The sequence below is a fragment of the Amycolatopsis vancoresmycina genome (assembly GCF_000716785.1).
Lineage (GTDB): Bacteria > Actinomycetota > Actinomycetes > Mycobacteriales > Pseudonocardiaceae > Amycolatopsis > Amycolatopsis vancoresmycina.
In genome coordinates, this window is record NZ_JNYY01000001.1 from 201053 (window position 1) to 220824 (window position 19772).

Here is a 19772-nt window from a genome sequence, read left to right on the forward strand (position 1 = left end):
GGGGCGCCGTGAGCAGCGGGAGGCTGGTCTACCGGTGAGTAACGGTGACGCTGTGCAGCAGGTGTCGAGGCTCGGTTTCTGGCGTGACCGCCTCGCCTCGGCGCCGAAGGAGCTGCCGCTGCCGACCGACCGGCCCCACCCAGCGGAGCCCGTCTTCGCCCGGCTGGACCGGCCACTGCCCGCCGCCGGCGAGCTGACCCTGCTGGCGGCGTTCACCGTGCTGTTGTCCCGTTACGCGGGAGCGGTGGACGTCGTCGTCGGCATCGGCTCGCTGGTGCCCCTGCGGGTGGATCTGGGCGGGTCGCCCGGGTTCGCCGAAGTCGTGACGCGCGTGCGGGAGGCGCGGAAAGAAGCGCTGGCCCACGAGGTCCCGTTCGGGGACCTGGTCGCCGAGCTGGACCCCGAGCCCGGTCGCGGGGGAGCGCTGCTGGTCAACGTCGGTTTCGGTGCCGAGACGGACCTTCCGCTCGACCTGAACCTGACCGCGGACGGCGTGCGCTACCGCGCCGACGTCCTCGACGAGTCCACTGTGGACCGCATGCTCGACCACCTCGCACACCTGCTCGCCGACGCGGCCGAGCGTCCACAGTGGCCGGTCGACCGGCTCGCCCTGATGACCGCGCCCGAGCGGCACGAGATCCTGGACGACTGGAACGACACGGACCTCGCGACCCCGCCGGCCACGTTCCCGGAGCTGTTCGCGGCCCGCGTCCGCGAGAACCCGGACGCCGTCGCGCTGGTCTTCGAAGACGAAGAGCTGACCTACGCCGAATTGGACGCGCGCGCGAACCGGCTCGCCCACGTCTTGATCGGCCGCGGTGCCGGGCCGGAACGCGTGGTCGCGCTCGCGGTCCCGCGCTCGCTCGAGATGATCGTGGCCGAGCTCGCGGTGCTCAAGGCCGGTGCCGCCTACCTGCCGCTGGACCAGGACTACCCGGCCGAGCGGATCGCGTTCATGGTGTCCGACGCCCGCCCGGTCTGCGTGGTCACCACGAGCGAGCTGGCCGGCCGGTTCGACGGTGATATCGTGCTGCTGGACGAAATCTCGTGGGGCCCGGCGCCGGACCCGGGCGTGGAGCTCGTCCCGGCCAACGCCGCCTACGTCATCTACACCTCCGGCTCCACCGGGCGGCCCAAGGGCGTCGTGGTCTCGCACGCGGGGGTCGCGAAGCTCGTCGCAACGCAGGCCGAGCGGTTCGGGGTCGGCCCGCACAGCCGGGTGCTGCAGTTCGCGTCGCCGAGTTTCGACGTCGCCTTCTGGGACCTGTGCCTCGGGCTGCTTTCGGGCGGGCGCCTCGTGATCGTCCCGGCCGAACGCCGGGTGCCCGGCCCGGAACTGGCCGAGTACGCGCACGCCCACGGCGTCGACTTCATGATCCTCCCGCCCGCCCTGCTCGCCGAGTTCCCGGACGACTGCGACCTGCCGCGGGACAGCGTGCTGCTGGCGGGCACCGAGCGCGTGTCGCCGGAGCTGGTCCGCCGCTGGGCGCCGGGCCGCCGGATGTTCAACGCCTACGGCCCGACCGAGGCCACGACCAACTCGACACTGGGCCTCTGCGACCCGCAGATCCCGCCGGGCTCGGCCGTCCCGATCGGCGTCCCGGACCCCGGCACCCGCGCCTACGTCCTGGACGCGCACCTCGCGGCGGTCCCGGTCGGCGTCGCCGGGGAGCTGTACCTCGCCGGATCCGGCCTGGCACGGGGATATCTCGGGCGGCCGGGGCTGACGGCGGAACGGTTCGTGGCCGACCCGTTCGGTTCCGGCGGCCGCCTGTACCGGACCGGTGACCTGGTCAAGTGGCTGCCGGACGGCCGTCTGGTCTTCTTGGGCCGGGCCGACGACCAGGTCAAGATCCGCGGCTACCGGATCGAGCTCGGCGAGATCGAGTCCGTGCTCGCCGAGCACCCGCGGGTCGGGCAGTCGGTCGTCGTCGCGCAGGACGGGCAGCTGATCGCCTACGCCGTGCCGGTGCCCGACCGCGACCCGGCGGCCGAGCAGGGTCACGTCGCCGAATGGCACGACGTCCACGAGGAGATGCTCGCCGGTTCCCACGGCATCGAGGAGAACTTCGCGGGCTGGAACTCCAGCTACGACGGCGCCGAAATCCCCCTCGCCGAGATGCGCGAGTGGCACGCGGCCACGATCGACCGGATCCGGGCGCTGCAGCCCAAACGGGTCCTGGAGATCGGCGTCGGCAGCGGCCTGATCCTGTCCCGGATCGCCCCGGACGCCGAAACCTACTGGGGTGTCGACCTTTCCGAGAGCGCCATCGAGAACGTCCGGCGCGAGGTTGCCGCGATGCCGGGGCTCGCGGGCAAGGTCCACCTGGCCGCCCGGCCCGCCCACGACCTCGGGGAACTGCCCGGCTTCGACACGGTGATCATCAACTCGGTCGCCCAGTACTTCCCGAGCGCCGGCTACCTCGCCGAGGTCGTCAAGACCGCCGCGGGCGTTCTGGCGCCGGGCGGGACGATCTTCCTCGGCGACATCCGGAACCTGCGGTCCCTGCGGGCGTTCCGGACCGCCGTCGAGCTGCACCGCGGCCGCGCCGACGTCGCCGCGGTGGACCAGGCGATCGCCCGCGAGGGCGAGCTGGTCCTCGACCCGGACTTCTTCCCGGCGTTGGCCCGTGACCTCGACGGCTTCGGCGACGTCGACCTGTGGGTGAAGCGCGGCGCCGCGCACAACGAGCTGACCCGCCACCGCTACGACGTCGTCCTGCGGAAGGCACCCCGGCCCGAACCGGCCGAAGAGCCGGTCGTCGCGTTCGCGGATCTCGGGGCGGTGGAACGGTTCCTTGCCGCCGAGACGCCGGATCGGCTGCGCGTCACCGGCATCCCGGACGCCCGGCTGGCCGGGGAGCTGGCCGCGGTCCGCGCCCTGGACACCGGCGACGCCGAGGCGGCGCTGGCTGCCCTCGACGGTCGCGACGGCGTCGATCCCGAAGCCCTGCACCGGCTCGGCGAGCAGGCCGGCTACCGCGTGGCGGTCACCCCGGCGCCCGGCGGCGGTGAGCTGGAGGCCGTCTTCTCGAGGGGGGAAGGCGGCCCCGCCTACCGTCCGGTGCGCCGGACCGGCACACCGGGGTCCTACGCCAACAACCCGGCGGCCCTGCGGGAAACCGGCGCGCTGGTGACGTCGCTGCGCGCCCACCTGCGGGACCGGCTGCCGCAGTACATGGTGCCGTCGGCCTTCGTCGTCCTGGACAAGCTGCCCGTGCTGGCCTCGGGCAAGCTCGACCGCAAGGCCCTGCCGAGCCCGGAACGCTTCACCGCCGGGCCCGGCCGGGCGCCGCGCAACCCCGTCGAGCAGCTGCTGTGCGAGCTGTTCGCCGACGTCCTCGGTGTCCCGCAGGCCGGGCCGGACGACGACTTCTTCGCCCTCGGCGGCCACTCGCTGCTGGCCACGCGGCTGATCCAGCGCATCCGCGCGGCCGTCGGCGCCGAGGTGCCGGTGCGGGCGGTGTTCGACGCGCCGACCCCGGCCGCGCTCGCCGGCGTCCTCGACGGCGCCGTCACCGGCACCGGCCGGCGTCCGCTCGTGCGCGCCGAAGACCGGCCCGAGCGGCTGCCGCTGTCGTTCGCGCAGCAGCGGCTGTGGTTCCTGCACGGCCTGGAAGGCGGCTCGGCGACCTACAACGTCCCGCTCGTCATGCGGCTGGCCGGGGAGCTGGACATCGACGCGCTGCGCGCGGCGCTCAACGACGTCGTGGCCCGGCACGAGGCCCTGCGGGCGGTCTTCCCGGTGGCCGACGGCGTCCCGTACCAGCAGGTCCTGCCCGAAGGGACCGTGGCGCTGGCCGTCCGCGAGGTGTCCGATGTGGACACCGAGGTGGATGCGCTCGTGCGCGGGGTGTTCGACCTCGGTGCCGGGGTGCCGGTGCGGGCGGAACTGCTGACCGCCGACCCGCGGCGGCACGTGCTGGTGCTGGTCGTGCACCACATCGCCGCCGACGGCTGGTCGCTGGCGCCGCTGTGGCGGGACATCGCCGTGGCCTACCGCGCCCGCCTGCGCGCCGAAAGTCCACAGTGGACGCCCCTGCCGGTGCAGTACGCGGACTACACGCTGTGGCAACGCGAACTCCTCGCCACCGAGGAGGCCGCCCAGCTGGACTACTGGCGCGCCACGCTCGACGGCCTGCCCGACCGGATCCCGCTCCCGCTCGACCGTCCCCACCCGCCGGTGTCGGCCTACCGCGGCGGGTTCTTCACCTTCGCCTGGGACGCCGGGCTCCAGACCGGGCTCGCCGACCTCGCGCGCGCCTGCGGAGCCAGCCCGTTCATGGTCGTGCACGCGGGCCTGACGGCCCTGGTGGCCCGGCTGGGCGCGGGCACCGACATCCCGATCGGCACCCCGATCGCCGGCCGCACCGACCCGGCGCTGGACGACCTCGTCGGGTTCTTCGTCAACACCCTGGTCCTGCGCGTGGACACCGGCGGCGACCCATCGTTCCGCGAGCTGGTCGCCCGGGTGCGCGAGCGCAGCCTCGACGCCTACGCCCACCAGGACGTCCCGTTCGAGCGCCTCGTCGAGGCGCTCAACCCGGCCCGGTCGCTGGCGCACCACCCGCTGTTCCAGACCATGCTCGCCTGGCAGAACACCCCCGGCGCCGGCGTCGAGCTGCCCGGCCTGACCGTCACCGAGCAGCCCGTCGGCACCGGCACGGCCAAGTTCGACCTCTGGTTCTCCTTCACCGAGCGGGCCGACGGCCTGCACGGCCAGGCCGAGTTCAACGCCGAGGTCTTCGACCGGGCCACCGTGACCGGCCTCCTCGACCGCCTGGAAGCCCTGCTCCGGCAGGTCGTCGCCGCTCCCGACCGCCGCCTCGGCTCCCTCGACGTCCTCACCCCGGCCGAGCGTGCGGGCCTCGAAAAGACCTGGTCAGGTGCCGTCGAGGAGGTTCCCCCGGTCACCGTGCCGGAGCTGTTCGCGGCGCAGGTCGCCCGGACGCCGGAGCACCCGGCCCTGGTCTTCGAGGACGAAGAACTCACCTACGCCGAGCTCGACGCCGTCTCCAACCGCCTGGCCCGGGTGCTGGCGGACCGCGGCGCGGGACCCGAGCGCGTGGTCGCGCTGGCGCTGCCGCGGTCGCTGCACCTGGTCACGGCGATCGTCGCCGTGCTCAAGACGGGGGCGGCCTACCTGCCGCTCGACCCCGGCTACCCGGCTGACCGCATCGCCTTCATGCTCGAAGACGCGGACCCGGCCCTGGTGCTGGCCGTCGCGGACACCGCCGTCCCGGGCGCGCTGCTGCTCGACGACCCGGCCACCCTCGCCGGCGTCCCGGACGTGCCCCTGGACGTCGTGCTCCGGCCGGAGAACCCGGCGTACGTCATCTACACGTCCGGTTCGACGGGCCGGCCGAAGGGGGTCGTCGTCCCGCACGCCGGGATCGTCAACCGGCTGCTCTGGATGCAGGCCGAATACGGCCTGACCGGCGACGACCGCGTGCTGCAGAAGACGCCGTCCAGCTTCGACGTGTCGGTGTGGGAGTTCCTCTGGCCGCTGCTCACCGGCGCCACCGAGGTGCTCGCCCGGCCGGACGGGCACAAGGACCCCGCCTACCTCGCCCGGCTGATCCGCGACCGCGGGATCACGACCGTCCACTTCGTCCCGTCGATGCTCCAGGTGTTCCTCGGGGAACCGGCGGCAGCGGAATGCACGAGCCTGCGCCGGGTGCTGTGCAGCGGCGAAGCCCTGCCCTTCGACGCCGTCGCCCGGTTCGGCGAAGTCCTCGCCGCCGAACTGCACAACCTCTACGGCCCGACCGAAGTCTCGGTGGACGTCACGTCGTGGCGGACGTCCACCGAGGACGGAACCGTCCTCATCGGACGTCCGGTGTGGAACACCCGGGCGTACGTGCTCGACGCCGCCCTGCGCCCGGTGCCGCCGGGCACCCCCGGCGAGCTGTACCTCGCCGGGGTCCAGCTCGCCCGCGGCTACCTCGGCCGCGCTGCGCTGACCGCGGAGCGGTTCGTCGCCGACCCCTTCGGCGCGCCCGGCACCCGGATGTACCGCACCGGCGACCTCGCCCGCTTCCGCTCCGGCGGCGTCCTCGAGTTCCTCGGCCGCGGCGACGAGCAGGTCAAGGTCCGCGGCTTCCGCGTCGAGCCCGGCGAGATCGCCGCGACGCTGTCCGCGCACGACGACGTCGCCCACGCCGTGGTCGTCGCCCGCGAAGACCGGCCCGGCGACGTCCGCCTGGTCGGCTACGTCGTCCCCGCCGACACGTCCGGTTCGGCCGAGGAGGAGTCCGAGCAGGTCGGCGAATGGCGCGAGCTGTACGACTCGATGTACGCCGGCGACCGCGACGAGTTCGCCGGCTGGAACTCCAGCTACACCGGTGAGCCGATCCCGCGCGAGGAGATGCGCGAGTGGCGGGACGCCATCGTCACCCGGATCCGTTCCCTCCGGCCGAAGCGGGTCCTGGAGCTCGGCGTCGGCAGCGGCCTGCTGCTGACCGAGCTGGCCCCGGACTGCGAAGCGTACTGGGGCACGGACTTCTCCGCCGAGGTCATCGCCTCGCTGGGCGAGCGGGTCGCGGCCGATCGCGTGCTCGCCGAACGCGTCGAGCTGCGCACCGGCGACGCCGCCGACCTTTCCGGGCTGCCGTCCGGGTTCTTCGACACGATCGTGCTCAACTCCGTCGTCCAGTACTTCCCGAGCGGGACGTACCTCCTGGACGTCGTGCGCACGGCCCTGGACCTCCTGGCGCCGGGCGGAGCCCTGTTCGTCGGGGACGTCCGGGACCTGCGCCAGGTCCGGGCGTTCCACACCGCCGTGGCCCAGGCCCGCGGCGGTGACGTCGAGCAGCGCCTGCTGCGGGAGAAGGAACTCCTGGTGGCACCGGAGTTCTTCGCGGGCCTCGACGGCGTGGCGGCGGACATCCGGGTCAAGCGCGGCCGGGCGGTCAACGAACTCACCCAGTACCGTTACGACGTCGTCCTGCGCCCCGGTACCGCCGAGCCGCTCCCGGTCGCAACGCTGACCTGGGGCACCGATGTGTCCACTGTGGAGGAAGTCGCCGAACGGCGGCGCGACGGCCTGCGCGTCGAAGGCGTCCCCAACGGCCGGATCGCCGGCGGCGTGGACCCCGAGGACTGGTACGCGCTGGGGGCGGTCGTCACCTGGTCCGCGACCGGTGACGGGTCGGTCGACGTCCTGTTCACCAGCGGCGACCCGGCCGGGGCGTTCCGTCCCGGCCCGGAGGAGATCCTGGCCTACACCGGCAACCCGCGGCGGTCGCGCCGGAGCACGGCGTTGCCGGCGCAGCTGCGGACCTTCGCCGCCGGCCGGCTGCCCGAGCACATGGTGCCGTCGGCGATCGTCGTGCTCGACGCGCTGCCGGTGACGGCCAACGGCAAGCTCGACCGCCGCGCGCTGCCCGCCCCGGACGTGCGCGCGCCGGCCTCCGAGCGCGAGCCGCGCACGCCGGTCGAACGGCAGCTGTGCGCGCTGTTCGCCGACGTCCTCGGGCTGCCGCGGGTCGGCCCGGACGACAGTTTCTTCGCGCTCGGCGGTCATTCGCTGCTGGCCACCCGGCTGATCGCCCGCGTCCGCACGGAACTGCACGCCGAACTGGAGGTGCGGTCGGTCTTCGAGACGCCGACCCCGGCGGGCCTGGCCGGAGTGGTCGCCACCGCCCGCGGGACCGCGCGGCCGCCGCTGGTCGCCACCCGGCGGCCGGAGCCGGTCCCGCTGTCCGGCGCCCAGCAGCGGCTGTGGTTCCTGCACCACCTCGAAGGCCCGTCGGCCACCTACAACGTCCCGCTGGTCATGCGGCTCGAAGGCGACCTCGACGGCGAAGCGCTGCGCCGGGCACTGTCCGATGTGGTCGCCCGGCACGAGGCACTCCGCACCCGGTTCCCGCAGCGCAACGGCGTGCCCTACCAAGAGATCCTCCCGCCGGAGGAAGTCGACCTCCCGGTGCGCGAGGTCGCCGATCTCGGGGCGGCCCTGGCCGGCCTGGTCCGCGGGTCGTTCGACCTGGAGCGGCACGTGCCGGTGCGCGCGGAGCTGCTGCGGCTCGGTGCGCGTGAGCACGTCTTCGCGCTGGTGTTCCACCACATCGCCTCCGACGGCTGGTCGATGGCCCCGCTGTGGCGTGACATCGCCACGGCCTACACCGCCCGCCGGACCGGCGATGCTCCACAGTGGACACCGCTGCCGGTGCAGTACGCGGATTACACGCTGTGGCAGGAAGACCTGCTCGGCCGCGAGGACGACCCGGACAGCGTGCTGAGCGCGCAGCTGGCCTACTGGCGGGACACCCTCGACGGCCTGCCGGACCGGATCGAGCTGCCCCTGGACCGGCCGCACCCGGCGACCGCGACCTTCCGCGGCGAACTGCACCCCTTCACCTGGGACGCCGGGCTCCACGCGGGCCTGGCCGAGCTGGCCCGCGAGAGCGGCGCCAGCGTGTTCATGGTCGTGCACGCGGCCCTCGCGGCGCTGCTCACCCGGCTGGGCGCGGGCACCGACGTCCCGATCGGCTCGCCCATCGCCGGCCGCACCGACCCGGCACTGGACGACCTCGTCGGGTTCTTCGTCAACACCCTGGTCCTGCGCGTGGACACCGGCGGCGAACCGACGTTCCGCGAGCTCCTCGGCCGCGTCCGCGAGCGCAACCTCGACGCCTACGCCCACCAGGACGTCCCGTTCGAGCGCCTGGTCGAGGTGCTCAACCCGGCGCGGTCGCTGGCGTACCACCCGCTGTTCCAGGTCATGCTCGCCGGCCAGAACAACGCCCGCGCCGAGGTGACCCTGCCCGGCCTGGCCGTCAGCGAAGTCCCGGTGAACACCGGGACGTCCAAGTTCGACCTGTCGATCTCGCTGACCGAACGGGCAGCCGGGATCGACGGCGTCCTGGAGTTCAACGCCGACGTCTTCGACCACGCGGGCGCGGACGCGATCCTGCGCCGCCTCGAAGTCCTGCTGCGCGCGGCGGTGGCCGAGCCCGACCGCCCGGTCGGGGCCCTGGACCTGCTCGCCGGGGACGAGCGCGACCGCGTGCTCACCACCTGGGCCGGTTCCCTCGAACCGGCGGGCACCGAGACGTTCCCCGGGATGTTCGCCCGCCGCGTCGCCGAGGCCCCCGACGCCGTGGCGCTCGTCTTCGAGGACGTCGAGCTCACCTACGCCGAGGTGAACGCCCGCGCCAACCGCCTCGCGCACCTGCTGCTCTCCCGGGGGGCCGGGCCGGAGCGGGTCGTCGCGCTGGCCGTGCCGCGGTCGCCCGGCATGATCATCGCCGAGCTGGCGGTGCTCAAGGCCGGTGCCGCGTACCTGCCGATCGACGTCGACTATCCGGGCGACCGGATCGCCTACATGGCCGAAGACGCGGCGCCGGTGTGCGTGGTGACGACCGCGGACGTCGAGGCGAAGCTGCCCGCGGCCCTGCCCCGGGTGCTTCTCGACGACGCGGCCGTGGCTGGGATGTCCACAGTGGACCCGAAGGTCGCGATCGCGCCGGAGAACGCGGCGTACGTGATCTACACGTCCGGCTCGTCCGGGCGGCCGAAGGGCGTCGTCCTCCAGCACTCGGGGGTCGCGAAGCTGGTCGCCACCCAGGTCGAACGGTTCGGGGTCGGCCCGCACAGCCGGGTGCTGCAGTTCGCGTCGCCGAGTTTCGACGTCGCCTTCTGGGACCTGTGCCTCGGGCTGCTCTCGGGCGGGCGCCTGGTCGTGGTCCCGGCCGAGCGGCGGGTCGCGGGCCCGGCGCTCACCGAGTACGCGCACGCCCACGGCGTCGACTTCATGATCCTCCCGCCCGCCCTGCTCGACGCCATGCCGGAGGACTGCGATCTGCCGCGGGACAGCGTGCTGCTGGCGGGCACCGAGCGGGTGTCGCCGGAGCTGGTCCGGCGCTGGGCGCCGGGGCGGCGGATGTTCAACGCCTACGGCCCCACCGAGGCCACGACCAACTCGACCCTCGGCGAGAGCGACCCGGCCGAGCTGGCGGACGCGACGGTCGTCCCGATCGGCATCCCCGACCCCGGCACCCGGGCGTACGTGCTCGACGCCGGGCTGCGGCCGGTCCCACCCGGCGTGGTGGGGGAGCTGTACCTCGCCGGATCCGGCCTCGCGCGGGGGTACCTCGGACGGCCCGGGCTGACGGCGGAACGGTTCGTGGCCGACCCGTTCGGTTCCGGCGGCCGCCTCTACCGCACGGGTGACCTGGTCAAGTGGCTGCCGGACGGGCGGCTGGTGTTCCTGGGCCGGGCCGACGACCAGGTCAAGATCCGCGGCTACCGGATCGAGCTCGGCGAGATCGAGTCGGTGCTCGCCGAGCACCCGGCCGTCGGGCAGTCCGTCGTCGTCGCCCGCGACGGACAGCTCACCGCTTACGCCGTGCCGTCGGCCGGGCGGGACGGAGCAGCGGAGCTGGAGCACGTCGGCGAGTGGCGCGAGCTGCACGAGAACGTCTTCACCGAAGCCGCGTCCGGCGGGCTGGAGGAGAACTTCACCGGCTGGAACTCCAGCTACGACGGCTCCGAAATCCCCCTCGACGAGATGCGCGAGTGGCACGCGGCCACAATCGACCGGATCCGCGCGCTGAACCCGAAGCGGGTCCTGGAGATCGGGGTCGGCAGTGGCCTGATCCTGTCGCGGATCGCGCCGGACGCCGAGGAGTACTGGGGCGTCGACCTGTCCGAAAAGGCCATCGCCAACCTGCGGCGCGAACTCGCGGCGACGCCGTACGCGGGCAAGGTCCACCTGGCCGCGCGGCCCGCCCACGACCTGGGCGAGCTGCCGGGCTTCGACACGGTGATCGTCAACTCGGTCGCCCAGTACTTCCCGAGCGTCGGCTACCTCGCCGAGGTCCTCCGCACGGCCGCGGCGCACGTCCGGCCGGGCGGGGTGCTCTTCCTCGGCGACATCCGGAACCTCCGTTCGCTGCGGGCGTTCCGGACCGCGACCGAGCTGCGCCACGGCCGCACCGACGTCGCCGCGGTGGACCAGGCGATCGCGCGCGAGGGCGAGCTGGTGCTCGACCCGGACTTCTTCGCCGCTCTGGGGCTCGACGGGTTCGACGACATCGACCTCTGGGTCAAACGCGGCCACGCGCACAACGAGCTGACCCGCCACCGCTACGACGTCGTCCTGCGGAAGGCGCCGCGACCCGGCCCCCCCGAAGAGCGGGTCGTCACCCTGGCCGAGCTGGACCAGGCATTGGCCGACCGGCCGGCCCGGCTGCGCGTGACCGGCGTGCCCGACGCCAGGCTGTCCGGCGAACTCGCCGCCGTCACCGCACTGGCCGCCGGCGACGGCGGAAAGGCACTGTCCTCCTTGGACGATCGGTCCGGAGTGGACCCCGAGACGCTGCACGACCTCGGTGAGCGTCACGGCTACCGCGTGTACGCGACCCTCACCCCGGACGAGGGCGTCCTGGAGGTCGTGTTCACCACCGGTGCGCCGACGGGCGTGTATCGCGGCCGCCCGGTCCGGGCCCCGCTCGAGGCGCTGGGCAACCACCCGGCCGGGCAGCGGGACACCACGGCGCTGGTCACCGCGTTGCGGGCGCACGTCCGCGACCGGCTGCCCCAGTACATGGTGCCGTCGGCGTTCGTGGTCCTGGACCGCCTGCCGCTGCTGGCTTCGGGCAAGCTGGACCGCCGGGCCCTGCCGAGCCCGGACCGGCAGGCGGCCACCACCGGCCGCGCCCCGCGGACCCCGGTCGAAGAAGTCCTCTGCGGACTGTTCGCCGAGGTCCTCGACACCGCGTCGGCCGGGGTCGACGACGATTTCTTCGCCCTCGGCGGGCACTCCCTGCTGGCGACGCGGCTGGTCGCGCGGCTGCGCGCGGTGTTCGGCGTCGAGCTGCAGGTGCGGTCGGTGTTCGAGACGCCGACGGTCGCCGGGCTGGCCACCCTTTTGTCCACTTCGGACGCCGCGGCCCGGCCTGCCCTCACGCGCGCCGATCCGCGGCCGGAGGTCCTGCCGCTGTCGTTCGCCCAGCAGCGGTTGTGGTTCCTGCACCGTCTGGAAGGCCCCTCGGCGACGTACAACATGCCGACGGCGGTCCGGCTGACCGGCGACCTCGACGTCGACGCGCTGCGCACGGCACTGTCCGATGTGGTCGAGCGCCACGAGGCCCTGCGCACGGTGTTCCCCGAGATGGACGGGGAAGCCCGGCAGCTCGTCCTCGACGCCGTCACGATTCCGCTGCCGGTCCGCACGGTCACCGAGGCCACGCTCGCCGACGCCGTGTCCGAAGCGGCGGGCACGGTCTTCGAACTGGAGTCCGAGATCCCGCTGCGGGCGGCGTTGCTGCGCCTGGGCGCCCGCGAGCACGTCCTGGTGCTGGTGTTCCACCACATCGCCTCCGACGGCTGGTCGACCGCGCCGCTGTGGCGGGACCTCGCGACGGCCTACACCGCCCGGTGTGGCGGCGAAGCTCCACAGTGGACGCCGTTGCCGGTGCAGTACGCGGACTACACGCTGTGGCAGCGGGACGTCCTCGGCGAACCGGTGCTCGAACCGCAGCTCGCCTACTGGCGCGACACCCTCGCCGGGCTGCCCGAGCGGATCGAACTGCCGACCGACCGGCCGCACCCGGCGGAAGCGTCCTACCGCGGCGAGCAGTTCGCCTTCGGCTGGGACGCCGGACTCCACAGTGGACTCATCGAACTGGCCCGCGCCTGCGGGGCCAGCGTGTTCATGGTCGTGCACGCCGGGCTCACCGCGGTGCTCACCCGGCTCGGCGCGGGCACCGACATCCCGCTCGGCACGTCCATCGCCGGCCGCACCGACGCGGCGCTCGACGACCTCGTCGGGTTCTTCGTCAACACCCTGGTCCTGCGCGTGGACACCGGCGGCGACCCGTCGTTCCGGGACCTCGTGGCCCGGGTGCGCGAGCGCAGCCTCGACGCCTACGCCCACCAGGACGTCCCGTTCGAGCGCCTGGTCGAAGCGCTGAACCCGGTCCGGTCGCTCGCCCACCACCCGCTGTTCCAGACCATGCTGGCCTGGCAGAACAACGCCGTCGCCGACCTCGCGTTGCCGGGGCTCGCCGTCGCGGAGGAGCCGGTCCGCACCGGCACCGCGCGGGCCGACCTGACGTTCTTCGTCGGCGAGCGGCCCGGCCACCAGGCCGGGATCCGCGGCACGGCCGAATACAACAGCGACGTCTTCGACCGCGCGAGCGTCGAGGCGATCCTGGAGCGGCTGCGGACCCTGCTGACCGCCGTCGTCGCCGACCCGGACACCCGGATCGGCGCCGTCGACCTGCTCACCGCCGCCGAACACGACCAGCTCGCCGCCGACACGCCGACGCCCCTGCCCGCGGAGACGGCCGCCGGGCTCTTCGCAGCCCAGGTCGCGCGGACGCCCGACGCCCTCGCCTTGGTGTCCGGCGCCGAGCGGCTCACCTACGCCGAACTGGACACGCGCGCCACGGTCCTCGCCCGGGCGCTGCTCGCGCGGGGCGCGGGACCGGAACGCGTGGTCGCCGTCGCGCTGCCGCGGTCGGCCGACCTCGTCGTCGCCCTCCTGGCCGTGCTCAAGACCGGCGCCGCGTACCTGCCCCTGGACCTGAACCACCCGGCGGACCGCATCGAGCTGATGCTGGCCGACGCGGCGCCCCACCTGGTCATCGCCGAAGACGGCCTCCGCCCGGGGGTCGTGAGTGAGAAAGAGGGTTCTAACCCGCCTTACCACTCACGACCAGCCACGGCAGACAACCTGACCTACGTGATCTTCACGTCCGGGTCCACGGGCCGCCCGAAAGCCGTCGCGGGCACCCAGCGCGCGTTGGCCAACCGGCTGCACTGGGGCCGGGACCTCGCGCAAGGCGTGCGCCTGGCCAAGAGCGCGCTGACGTTCATCGACGGCTCGACCGAACTGCTCGGCGGCCTCGTCGCGGGCGACCCGGTGGTCCTCGCCGACGACACGACGGCCACCGACCCGATCGCACTGGCCGGATTCGTGCGGGAGACCGGCGCGCAGGTGCTCACCGTGGTCCCGAGCCTCCTCGACACGCTCGCCGAGGACGCCCCGGCCGGCGCATTCGACTCGGTGACCACCTGGATCACCAGCGGTGAACCGCTTTCCGGCGCGCTCGCCGGGAAGGTGGCCGCCCGGTGGCCGTCGGCGAAGCTGGTCAACCTCTACGGCTGTTCGGAGGTCGCGGGCGACAGCCTGGCCCAGGTCTGCGGCCCGGTCGCCATCGGGCGGCCGATCGCCAACACCCGCGCGTACGTCCTCGACGCCGGTCTCCGTCCGGTGCCGCCGGGCGTCCGCGGCGAGCTGTACCTGGCCGGCGCCGGGCTCGCCCGCGGCTACCTCGGCCGTCCGGCGCTCACGGCCGAGCGGTTCGTCGCGTCGCCGTTCGAGCCGGGGGAACGGATGTACCGCACCGGCGACCTCGTCCGCCGCCGCGCCGACGGGGCACTGGACTTCCTCGGCCGCGCCGACCAGCAGATCAAGATCCGCGGCTTCCGCGTCGAACCGGGCGAAGTGGAAGCGGCGCTGACGGCCGGCGGGTCGGTGGCGCGCGCGGCCGTGATCGCCCGGGAGAACCGGCTGATCGCCTACGTGGCACCGTCGGGCGACCCCGTCGCTCTGCGGGCGTCGCTTGCCGCGCGGCTGCCGGAACACCTGGTGCCGTCGGCGATCGTCGTCCTGCCCGAGCTGCCGGTGAACGCCAACGGCAAGCTGGACCGGGCCGCCCTGCCCGACCCGGCGGTGCGCGCGTCCGGGCGTCTCGCGCGGACCCCGGCCGAGCAGGCGTTGTGCGCCCTGTTCGCCGACGTCCTCGGTGTCCCGGCCGTCGGCCCGGACGACGGGTTCTTCGCCCTCGGCGGGCACTCCCTGCTGGCGACGCGGCTGATCAGCCGGATCCGCGCGCTGCTCGGCGTCGAGGTGCCGATCCGGGCGGTGTTCGACGCGCCGACCCCGGCCCGTCTCGCCGAAGCACTGGACCCGGCCCGGGACAGCCGTCCCGCGCTCGGGCCGGCCGAGCGGCCCGAGGTGCTCCCGCTGTCGTTCGCGCAGCAGCGGCTGTGGTTCCTCGACCGCCTGGACGGGCCCGCCGCGACCTACAACATCCCGTGGGCGTGGGAACTCACCGGCCCGGTCGACGCCGGCGCGCTGCAAGCCGCCCTCGCGGACGTCGTGGCGCGCCACGAGATCCTCCGGACGCTGCTGGTCGAAGTGGACGGCACGCCACGGCAGGTCGTGCTCGACCAAGCTGACCCGGTTCTGGCCACGGAGACGGCGGCCGACCTCGACGAGAGCGTCGCGGCCGCGGCGTCGTACTGCTTCAGCCTCGACGCCGAGATCCCGATCCGGGCCACCCTGGTTTCGGCCGGGCCGGAGCGGCACGTGTTCGTGCTGCTGGTGCACCACACCGCGGGGGACGGCTGGTCGCTGCCGCCGCTGAAGCGCGACCTCGACACCGCCTACGCGGCCCGGCTCCGCGGCGAGAGTCCACAGTGGACGACGTTGCCGGTGCAGTACGCGGACTACACGCTGTGGCAGCGGGAACTGTTCGGCCGCGCCGACAACCCCGAGAGCGTGCTGGGCCGGCAGGCGGCGTTCTGGCGGGAGACCCTGGCCGGGATCCCGGACGAGCTGGCGCTCCCGGCCGACCGGCCGCGCCCCGCGCGGTCGACCGGCCGCGGCGCCGCGGTGTCGTTCACCGTGCCCGCGTCCGTCCACGAAGGACTGCGCGAGCTGGCCCACCGCAGCGGCACCAGCACGTTCATGGTCCTGCAGGCGGCGCTGGCCGCGCTGCTGACCCGGCTCGGCGCGGGCACCGACATCCCGCTGGGGACGCCGGTGGCCGGCCGCACCGACCACGCGCTGGACGACCTCGCCGGGTTCTTCGTCAACACCCTCGTCCTGCGCACCGACACCGGCGGCGACCCGGCGTTCCGCGAGCTGCTGGCCCGCGTCCGCGAGGCCGGCCTGGCCGCGTACGCCCACCAGGACCTGCCGTTCGAGCACCTCGTCGAGCTGCTCAACCCGCCCCGGTCGCTGGCCCGGCACCCGCTGTTCCAGGTCATGCTCGCGGTCTACCACTCCGGTTCGGCCCCGGAACGGCTGCTCGGGCTGGACGCGGCCTACCGGGACACCGGGCTGCGGCAGGCGAAGTTCGACCTCTCGTTCGACCTGGTCGAGACGGCAGCCGGGATCGAAGGCGACCTCGAATACAGCCTCGACCTCTTCGACGAACCGACCGCGCGGACGCTCACCGAGCGCCTGGTGCGGGTGCTGGCGGCGGTCGTGGCGGACCCGGACCGGCCGCTGAGCCGGCTCGACGTCCTCGATCCCGGCGAGCGGCACCGGATCCTGCGCGACTGGGGTGCCGGGGCGCCGCTCACGCTGCCGGCGCCGACGGTCGTCGACCGGCTGGCCGCCCAGGTGGCGGCGACCCCGGACGCGACCGCGCTGAGCGACGCCACTTCGAGTGTCACGTTCGCGGAGTTCGCCGCGCGGACCGACCGCCTCGCGCGGTGGCTGGCCGCCCGGGGAGCGGGGCCGGAGCAGGTGGTGGCGCTGGTGCTGCCGCGTTCGGCGGCGGTCGTCGAGGCGATCTTCGGCGTGTTCAAGACGGGCGCGGCGTACCTGCCGATCGATCCGGACCAGCCCGGGGAGCGGATCTCGGCGATCCTCGCCGACGCCGGTCCCGCACTGGTGCTGAGCAGCCGTTCGCTGCCTTCGGTGGTTCCCGGCGCGTTGTACGTCGAGGACATTGTGGACAGTGATGCGGCGCTGACCCCGCCGTCGCCCGCGAACCCGGCCTACGTGCTCTACACGTCCGGGTCCACCGGCAAGCCCAAGGGCGTGGTCGTCCCGCACTCGGGGCTGGTCAACCTGTTCCACAGCCACCGCGAGACGTTGTACCGCCCGGCGGTCGCCGCGGCGGGCGGGCGGCGGCTGCGGGTCGGGCACGCGTGGGCGTTCTTCTTCGACGCGTCCTGGCAGCCGCAGCTGTGGCTGCTCGACGGGCACGAGGTGCACGTCGTCGACGACGACACCCGCCGCGACCCGGACCGGCTGGCGGCGGTGGTGCGCGAGCGCGAACTCGACTTCCTCGAGCTGACGCCGTCGCACTTCGCGCAGCTGGCCGCGGCCGGGGTGATCGCGGACGGCCGGTGCGCCCTCGGCGTGGTCGGCGTCGGTGGGGAAGCCGTGTCGCAGCCGCTGTGGGAAACGCTGGCGTCGATGCCGGGCACCGAGGCGTACAACCTCTACGGCCCCACCGAGGCCACTGTGGACGCTCTGGTCGGCCGCTTCCGCGACGCGGATCGGCCGGTCGTCGGGCGGCCGGTGCACAACACGCGGGCGTACGTGCTCGACGGCGGGCTCTCGCCGGTCCCGGCCGGGGTGCCGGGCGAGCTGTACCTGGCCGGGGCCGGGCTCGCTCGCGGCTACCACGGGAAGCCGTCGCTCACCGCCGAGCGGTTCGTCGCCTCGCCGTTCGAGCCGGGGGAGCGGATGTACCGCACCGGCGACCTGGTCCGGTGGCGGCCCGATGGGCAGCTCGAATACCTCGGGCGCACCGACGACCAGGTCAAGCTCCGCGGCTTCCGGATCGAGCCGGGCGAGATCGAGACGGCCCTGACCCGGCACGACGACGTCGCGCAGGCCCTGGTCGTGGTCCGGGAGGACCGCGGACTGGTCGCGTACACCACCCCGGCGACCGCGGATCCCGCGCGGCTGCGGCAGTTCCTGGCCCGATCGCTGCCGGAGTACATGGTGCCCGCGGCGATCGTCCCGCTGGAGGCGTTCCCCGTGACGCCCAACGGGAAGCTGGACCGGGCGGCGTTGCCGGTGCCCGAGTTCTCCGCCCGCGGGCGGGCGCCCGAAACGGCCGCGGAGAAGGCCCTCTGCGAGATCTTCGCGGAGGTGCTCGACGTCGCCGTCGTCGGCGCCGACGACGACCTGTTCGCCCTCGGCGGGCATTCGATGCTGCTGGTGGTCCTGCGCAACCGGATCACCGAGCGGCTCGGGACCGAGCTCCCGATCGCCGAGTTCTTCCGCACCCCCACCGCGGCCGGCCTGGCCGCGCTGCTGACCCGAGACACGGAGTAGAAGTGCACCGCACCCTGATGAACGCCAAGATCCACCGCGCCACCGTCACCCAGGCCGACCTGCACTACGTCGGCTCGCTGACCATCGACGCCGACCTGATGGCCGCCGCGGACATCGTCGAGGGGGAGCAGGTCCACGTCGTCGACATCACCAACGGCGCCCGGCTGGAGACCTACGCCATCACCGGCGAGCCGGGGTCGGGCGTGATCGGCGTCAACGGCGCGGCCGCGCACCTGGTGCACCCGGGCGACCTCGTCATCATCATCACCTACGCGCAGGTGGCCGAGGCCGAGCGCGCCGGGCACCGGCCGCGGGTGGTGCACGTGGACGGCGACAACCGGCAGGTCCACTTCGGACACGACCCGGCCGAGGCGGTGCCGGGCGCGGCGGCGCAGCTGTCCGGCCGTGGGCGCTGACACAGTTGCTTTTGCCAGGCTGCCCTAAATAAGGTGTGCCTATCCTAAAGTTCGGCGAGAGGTTGTCATGTCCGTGTTCCAAGGCGCTGCCGGGCTCAGCCGGCGTGGTTTCCTGATCGGGGCGGGTGGCGCCGCCGCCGCCGCGGCCCTCACCGCGTGCGGCAGCGGCGGCGGCAAGCCCGCGGCCGGCTCCTCCGGCCCGTGGGAGTTCACCGACGACCGCGGCCAGAAGGCCTCGCGCGACCAGCGTCCGGCCCGGGTGGTGGCCTACGCCAGCTCGGCCGCCGCGCTCTGGGACTACGGCGTCCGCCCGGCCGGCGTGTTCGGCCCGCAGAAGACGGCCGACGGCGGCAAGGAGATCCAGGCCGGCAACATCGACCTGAACGCCGTCACCTCGATCGGCAACGCCTGGGACGACTTCAGCATGGAGAAGTTCGCCGCGCTCAAGCCGGACCTGGTCGTCACCGGCCTCACCGGCACCAAGCCGACGGACCTGTGGGTGCTCACCGGCGACCTCGGGTCGAAGGTGCAGCAGGTCGCGCCGGTCGTCGCGCTGTCGGAGTACAAGGTCACGCTGCCGAAGGTGATCGAGCGGTACTCGCAGCTGGCCGTCGCGCTGGGCGGCGACGCGAACTCGGAGCCGATGAAGAAGGCCAAGGAGGACTTCGACAAGGCGTCCGAGGGCCTGCGCGCCGCGGCGAAGGAGAAGGCGGGCCTCAAGGTCCTGGTGCTCTACGGCGACAAGGACGGCCTGTACATCGCGAAGCCGGACTTCTTCGCCGACCTCGCGTACTACCGCGAGCTCGGCCTGGACATCGTCTCCGGTGGCGGCAGCGAGGACTACTGGGAGCAGCTGTCCTGGGAGCAGGCGGGCAAGTACCCGGCGGACCTCATCCTGACCGACTCGCGTTCCTACGCGCTGCCGCGCGCCCAGATGACGCAGTTCCCGACCTGGAACCAGCTGCCCGCGGTCAAGGCGAACCAGCTCGGCGACTGGTCGGCCGAGCCGCGCTTCAACCACCTGCTCGCCACGCCGGTCATCCAGAAGCTGACCGCGCTGGTGAAGGGTGCCCGCACGGACATCACCGCCTGAGGAGGCCCGCGATGACCAACCCGTTCGAAGACCCGGCCGGGACGTACCTGGTCCTGGTCAACGCCGAGAACCAGCATAGCCTCTGGCCGGAGTCCGCCGAGGTCCCGGCCGGCTGGACGGTCGCCTTCGGCCCGTCCCCCCGCCAGGACTGCCTGGACCACGTGGAAGCGAACTGGACGGACATGCGTCCCCGCTCCCTGGCCGAAGCCATGGACACCTGACC

Annotated in this window: 4 protein-coding genes; all 4 read left to right on the top strand. The window is 73.7% G+C overall.

Annotation, left to right across the window (positions count from 1 at the left end):
- Positions 1–34 precede the first annotated feature (34 nt).
- The 4 genes from OO60_RS00905 (at position 35) to OO60_RS00920 (ending at position 19770) form a co-directional block, all read left to right on the top strand.
- Positions 35–18040 (top strand): non-ribosomal peptide synthetase, encoded by an 18006-nt coding sequence (locus OO60_RS00905; RefSeq protein ID WP_033260616.1) that lies wholly within the window; start codon positions 35–37, stop codon positions 18038–18040.
- A 2-nt stretch (positions 18041–18042) separates the two neighbouring features.
- Positions 18043–18456: an aspartate 1-decarboxylase gene (gene panD / locus OO60_RS00910; RefSeq protein ID WP_004561863.1), complete on the top strand. Its 414-nt coding sequence runs from the start codon at positions 18043–18045 to the stop codon at positions 18454–18456.
- A gap of 67 nt (positions 18457–18523) precedes the next feature.
- Positions 18524–19549, top strand: coding sequence for an ABC transporter substrate-binding protein (locus tag OO60_RS00915; RefSeq protein WP_033260617.1), 1026 nt, complete (start codon positions 18524–18526; stop codon positions 19547–19549).
- Between the two features lie 11 nt (positions 19550–19560).
- Positions 19561–19770 (top strand): MbtH family protein, encoded by a 210-nt coding sequence (locus tag OO60_RS00920; protein ID WP_033260618.1) that lies wholly within the window; start codon positions 19561–19563, stop codon positions 19768–19770.
- Positions 19771–19772 lie beyond the last annotated feature (2 nt).